The sequence below is a fragment of the Limnospira sp. PMC 1279.21 genome (assembly GCF_032349615.1).
GTDB lineage: Bacteria > Cyanobacteriota > Cyanobacteriia > Cyanobacteriales > Microcoleaceae > Limnospira > Limnospira fusiformis.
On record NZ_JARPLU010000039.1, the window covers coordinates 1 to 5,524 of the forward strand.

Annotated in this window: 4 protein-coding genes; 3 read left to right on the forward strand and 1 reads right to left on the reverse strand. The window is 42.2% G+C overall.

All coding sequences use genetic code 11. The features are described 5' to 3' along the window. Nucleotides 1–1,206: CCA tRNA nucleotidyltransferase (locus P5683_RS08250; protein WP_315640783.1), on the reverse strand; the 1,206-nt coding region annotated here is incomplete at its 3' end. A gap of 206 nt (nucleotides 1,207–1,412) precedes the next feature. Here P5683_RS08250 and P5683_RS08255 point away from each other — a divergent pair. The 3 genes from P5683_RS08255 to P5683_RS08265 all read left to right on the forward strand — a co-directional run bounded on the left by P5683_RS08255 (nucleotide 1,413) and on the right by P5683_RS08265 (nucleotide 5,346). After that, nucleotides 1,413–3,074, forward strand: coding sequence for an AAA-like domain-containing protein (locus tag P5683_RS08255; RefSeq protein ID WP_315640784.1), 1,662 nt, complete (start codon nucleotides 1,413–1,415; stop codon nucleotides 3,072–3,074). 276 nt (nucleotides 3,075–3,350) lie between these two features. Then, nucleotides 3,351–3,599, forward strand: coding sequence for a Ycf34 family protein (locus tag P5683_RS08260; protein WP_006621453.1), 249 nt, complete (start codon nucleotides 3,351–3,353; stop codon nucleotides 3,597–3,599). 76 nt (nucleotides 3,600–3,675) lie between these two features. Beyond that, a complete protein-coding gene (locus P5683_RS08265; RefSeq protein WP_315640787.1) occupies nucleotides 3,676–5,346 on the forward strand; it encodes a serine/threonine-protein kinase in 1,671 nt (556 codons plus the stop codon). Nucleotides 5,347–5,524 lie beyond the last annotated feature (178 nt).

A 5,524-nucleotide genomic window follows, 5' to 3' on the forward strand; every position in this document is an offset into this window, starting at 1 on the left:
GGTGGATATTTGACCCTCAGCCTTAGCAATTTGTATCTCTTGGAGTAGATCCCCTAATAAGGGACTGGGAGAGAGTCCCAATTTTGCCATTAAGAGTTTCCCGCTAATGACGGGTTGGGGGTGAGCGATCGCATCATCGGGATTCAGATAATGGTTAATTAGGGTAGTAAACTCCTGTAGTGATGCTCCGGCGGCTATGGACAGGACTACTAAGGCGGGGAAAAATTCCCCCACATTAGCAAATAGAAAATATTGTTGGCGTATGGATAGATCGGCTATGGGGGTGGGTTGTAGTTGCTGAAAGGTTCCTAGTAAAGCCAGAACTCCCCGGATCTCAACTCGGCTATATTTGAGGGTAATTAACTCGGCTTCGGCTTGGTCCCGATCCTCGCTGGTCATGGTGGCTAATTTGGCGATCGCGAGTTGGGACATTTTAATGGTTTCCCGCACCGACTCCCTCAAGGGTTTGGCTAATGGTGGATAGGTTTGTGAGACGGCGGCGGCGACGTGATCAAGATTTTTGAGGCGATCGCATCTATCTCCCAAACTGCTAAACCAGGGGGAGATCAGACCGATTTTCCAGGCTTCAATTAATTTCGGCACTCCCAAGGGGGTATTGAGTAAATATCCTAACTCAGTGCGGATACGTTCTGCTGCTACCCGTGGTAATAAACTGGCTAAATCGGCGATCGTCTGTTTAGTTTCCGGTTCAATCACAAAGCCTAACTGCGCCGCCTGTCGATATCCCCGCAGCAACCGCAGGGGATCATCAGCTAAGTTTTCCCGACTGATCATGCGCATCAGACCCTGTTTTAAGTCTTGTTGTCCCTGATAGGGGTCGAAAAAAGTTTTGGTTATGGGATGATAGGCGATCGTATTAATTGTAAAATCCCGCCGCCCTAGATCTACCTCTAAACTTCCTCCCTCAGCTTGAGCAAAATCTACTGTTACCCCTGGGAATACTACCCTAGCAATTTGTCGCTCCGCATCTAACAACACAAATCCGGCTTGATAATGGGAGGCGATGGTTTTGGCTGTGTTTACTGCTTCCGACAACACCACAAAATCTAAATCCAAATCACCCACGGCGCGACTCAATAAGGCATCCCGCACCGCACCCCCGACTAAATAAGCTGATTCGGGTAGATTTTCTAAACCAAACGGCCAGTTTTCGGGAGATAATGGGGATGTAATAGCAGCAGACATATAGCAAGCAATACCTATCTATAGAAGAATCCGCGATCGCAAATAGTCAATCAAATTACCAAAGTCCACCCAGTTCAAGTGTTCAGATAACGATAACTTTCCCAGGTAACTTTCTTGATGTTGCCGAAAGGGACTATTTTTGACAAAGCTCAGGATTTGGGTTAATACTATACAATACCATGAGACCAAAAATATTTTGAGGGAAAATGGATCAAGCTATACCGCCAGAATTAGAATTCAGTAATCCTCTTGGTTGTCTCCCATGTCCTGATAGTCCGCTGTCTCTGGATTCTGCTTTTTATGTGGAGCGTCCCCCCATCGAAATTATAGCCTATCAGCAAATAACCCAACCTGGTAGTGTTATGCGAATTAAAGCACCCCGAAAAATGGGCAAAAGTTCGTTAATGCTAAGGTTGATTAACCACGCCAACAGTTTAGGATATAGTACCGTCTTAATTGACTTTCAGCAAGCGGATTTAGGGATTTTTGAAAGTTCGACCAAATTTTTTCGTTGGTTATGTAGTAATGTCACCAGACAGTTAGGAATAGCCTATAATATTAATGATTATTGGGATGAAGACATCGGCGACAAAGTGAGCTGCACGATGTATTTTGAAGAATACTTAATTCCCCAAATTAACCGACCTTTTTTATTGGTTTTTAATGAGGTTAATTTGCTGTTTGAGTATCCCCAAATCTTCATGAACTTTCTGCCATTATTGCGATTTTGGCATGAGAAATCTGCACAGTCAACAATTTGGCAGAAATTGCGCCTGGTTTTGGTTCATTCCACAGAAGTTTATGTTTCTTTAGGGATTAATCAATCTCCCTTTAATGTAGGTGTATTGATTGATTTACCTGAGTTTACGCATCAGCAAGTGGGAGAACTAGCCGACAAATACCAACTCACTTTAACCGAAAATCAGTTACACAAATTAACCTGCTTGGTCGGTGGACATCCCTATTTAATTCATCTAGCTTTTCATTATTTATATGAGCATCAAACAAAATTTGATGATTTTTTTCATCGAGCTTCTACCGATGCAGGTATTTATAAAAATTATCTGAAAAAAATCTGGATATTAATTCAAAAAAAGCCAGAATTAGTGGAAATGATTCAGCAGTTAATCACCGCCAAAACAGCCTTAAAAATTGAGCCAATATCAGCCTATTACTTAGAGAGTATAGGGATAATTAAAAGCCTAGGAAATAATTATATTTTGGCTGGTGATTTGTATCGTGTTTACTTTAGCTATAAACCGATATCCCCCCAAGTGCCTAGTTCTATTTATATAGAACAATTGGAACGTGATAACCAATATTTATCAAATTTAGTTTATGTTGATGAACTCACTAAGGTGGCTAATCGCTCACAATTCCAGAAGGCTTTTAAAATGGAATGGGAATGTATGGCTATCAAACATAATCCCCTGGCATTAATTGTCTGCGATATAGATTACTTTAAACTATATAACGATACTTTTGGTCATCTAGCCGGAGACGTATGTTTACAAAAAATAGCCCAAGCTATTCAACAGAATTTACAACGTCCCAATGATTTATTAGCTAGATATGGTGGAGAAGAGTTTGTGGTGCTTCTACCCCAAACTGATGGGAAGGGAGCCATGTTTGTGGCGGCAAAAATTTGCCTCGCGGTCAAAGAATTAGCTATAGCTTCTGGAGTGCCTAAATCTGTAGATTCTCAGCATCCGGTAGTAACGATAAGTATAGGAATTGCCAGCATAATTCCTAGCAGTGATTATCATCCAGAGACCCTGTTTATGGCAGCAGATCAAGCACTGTATGAATCCAAAAAAGCTGGACGCGATCGCTATACTATGAGTTCAGAATTTAACTTTAAATACTAACCCCATCCCCATGAAATTCCCAGAAATTGGCATCAGGTTCGAGATCGGGTAAAATTGTACTGAGGGGGGTTAAGCCAGTATCATCCCCCAGTCTGAGTCAGAAACAGCCGTAACAGTCATCTGTGGACGCCAAAGTGCCTGAGATAGTGCCTAGACCAGGATAACAGTAGGCGAGACTAATAGCACCATCAGCAAGAATCGATTAATATAAGCTAAATTAGCAGAAAGGGAAATCAAGTAGTCAATCCTTTTGAAAATATACAGAGGGTTTTGAATATGTGTATTTGTGTTAACTGTTACTATGTCGATCGCTGTATCACCTACCACGCCGTAGAAACACAGCATCAGGAACGCCATGTTAGCGACAATCCCACCTTTGACCCCGTTGAACCCAGCATCAACGTTAATATCCGCACCACAGAAGATAGCATCGAGATGGAATGGGATGTAGTTGGCTGTGAAAGTTTTAAACAAGAAACCGGAAAATGGTCAAAATTGCGACCGGGAGAGCCCATCCCCACCTAATCACCAGCGGACAGCCATTAACCATTGGGGGTCAATAGTCACCCCCATCTTTAATTTTTTTTAACATCCTCAGATTATGAGTTACTGTTTTAATCCCCACTGTCCAAATCCCCAAAACCCAGGTGAGGGGGAGTCGTGCCAACACTGTGGCGCTGCTGTCAAACTATCGGCCCCAATTGGGGGGTCAGCCAATAGCTGTTATGCTGCGCTGGAACTCCTGGGACAAGGGGGATTCGGTCGCACATTTTTAGCGGTTGATCAACTGACACCCAGCCATCCACAGGTCGCGATTAAACAGTTTTTTCCCCAGGGAAATAATGCCAAGCGATCGGCGGATTTATTTCGTCAGGAAGCCCAGCAACTGGAGATTTTAGGGGAACATTCCCAAATCCCTAACCGGGTGGCTTATTTTGAGTCGGAACCCTATCAATATTTGGTTCAGGAGTTTATAGAGGGTCATAACCTGGCTCAAGAATTGATGCTCAAGGGTCCGTTTACGGAAAATAAAATTTATCAGGTTCTGGATGAATTATTGCCTGTGTTACAGTTTATTCACAGCCATAAGGTGATTCATCGAGATATTAAACCGGAAAATATTATCCGTCGTCGCTGTAGCAGTAAAGGCTCAGAAAATAGCTTGGTTTTGGTGGATTTTGGGGCGGCTAAATTGGTGACAGGGGGGCTATTACCAAAGACGGGGACTCTGATTGGTTCCGCTGCTTATACGGCTCCTGAACAGTTGATGGGAAAGGCTGTATTTGCTAGTGATATTTATAGTTTGGGGGTGACTTGTATTCATTTGTTGACGGGTGTTACCCCTTTTGATTTGTTTGATAGTCATGAGGGAAATTGGGGCTGGCGTAGTTATTTAAAAAGTCCTGTTAGTGACGAATTAGCTGATATTTTAGATAGAATGTTGGCCGGGGCAACAAGCAAGCGTTTTCATTCGGCGGCGGCGTTACTGCTGAAATTGCACCCCACTCCTAAATATATTGAGGCTATGCCGGGTTTAACGCCGGAACCGGAAACTGGTTTTGTGGCGATCGCCACTAATCCAACCACTATTAAACAGCCAATAAAGCCTAGTACACTCCCCCAGGAAGAACCACAAATCACTGAGGTTCTGCAAAAGGCTCTACAATCCTATCAAGTTAAGGTGCAAGTTAATCGGATTAGTAAGTCTAAGTTAACTATTGTCATTAATCGTGCCGACAAACAACAGGTGGATTATCCCCAAATAGCTAAGGCGATCGCCACTGAATTAACTCAATTAAACCTCAAGAATATTGTCCGGGTTAAGTTATTAGGCAGAGTCCAAAATCGTGGGGTTCCTGAATGGCAAATAGTGCTTAAATTAGACCCAAAAGCCAGACGCAAAAATCAGCGCCTGCGGTTTAAGCAGTATTGCCATAAGTTAATTAGCAGTGAAAATTGGCGAAAAAGAATCCAAAGCAAACAGTTCTGGATGGACACATTAACTATGGCTATGGTTGCCTATATTTTTAGCAACAACTTTATAGTGTTTACACCATTTTTATCACTGCTAATTGCTCCAATATTTATCATGTTTAAAAACTGGATAAAACCATATCATGAGGTTGACGAAAAGCAAGTTTTTGCCATGGTTGTCGGGTTATTCTTGGTGCTAGAGTTCCTGCAATTCAGATGGGTTCGTAACGACCTTTTTGGTATCATTATCGCTGGGATGTTTCTATCTATACCACTGTTTTCAAACCGGAATAATTAATAATTAATAATTAATAATTAATAATTAATCCTGCCCCGTTGATTAATTTCTGGAAAGGCAATGGGCAATGGGCGATCGCCTCGCCCATCACTTGGACGCGCGTCCCTAATTGCTAGAGGACAAAATAATTAATAATTAATAATTAATAATTAATAATTAATCCTGCCCCGTTGATTAA

Coding starts and splice junctions, on each gene's coding strand:
- P5683_RS08265 (WP_315640787.1), top strand. CDS start 3,676: ATGAGTTACTGTTTTAATCCCCACTGTCCAAATCCCCAAAACCCAGGT.
- P5683_RS08260 (WP_006621453.1), top strand. CDS start 3,351: ATGTGTATTTGTGTTAACTGTTACTATGTCGATCGCTGTATCACCTAC.
- P5683_RS08255 (WP_315640784.1), top strand. CDS start 1,413: ATGGATCAAGCTATACCGCCAGAATTAGAATTCAGTAATCCTCTTGGT.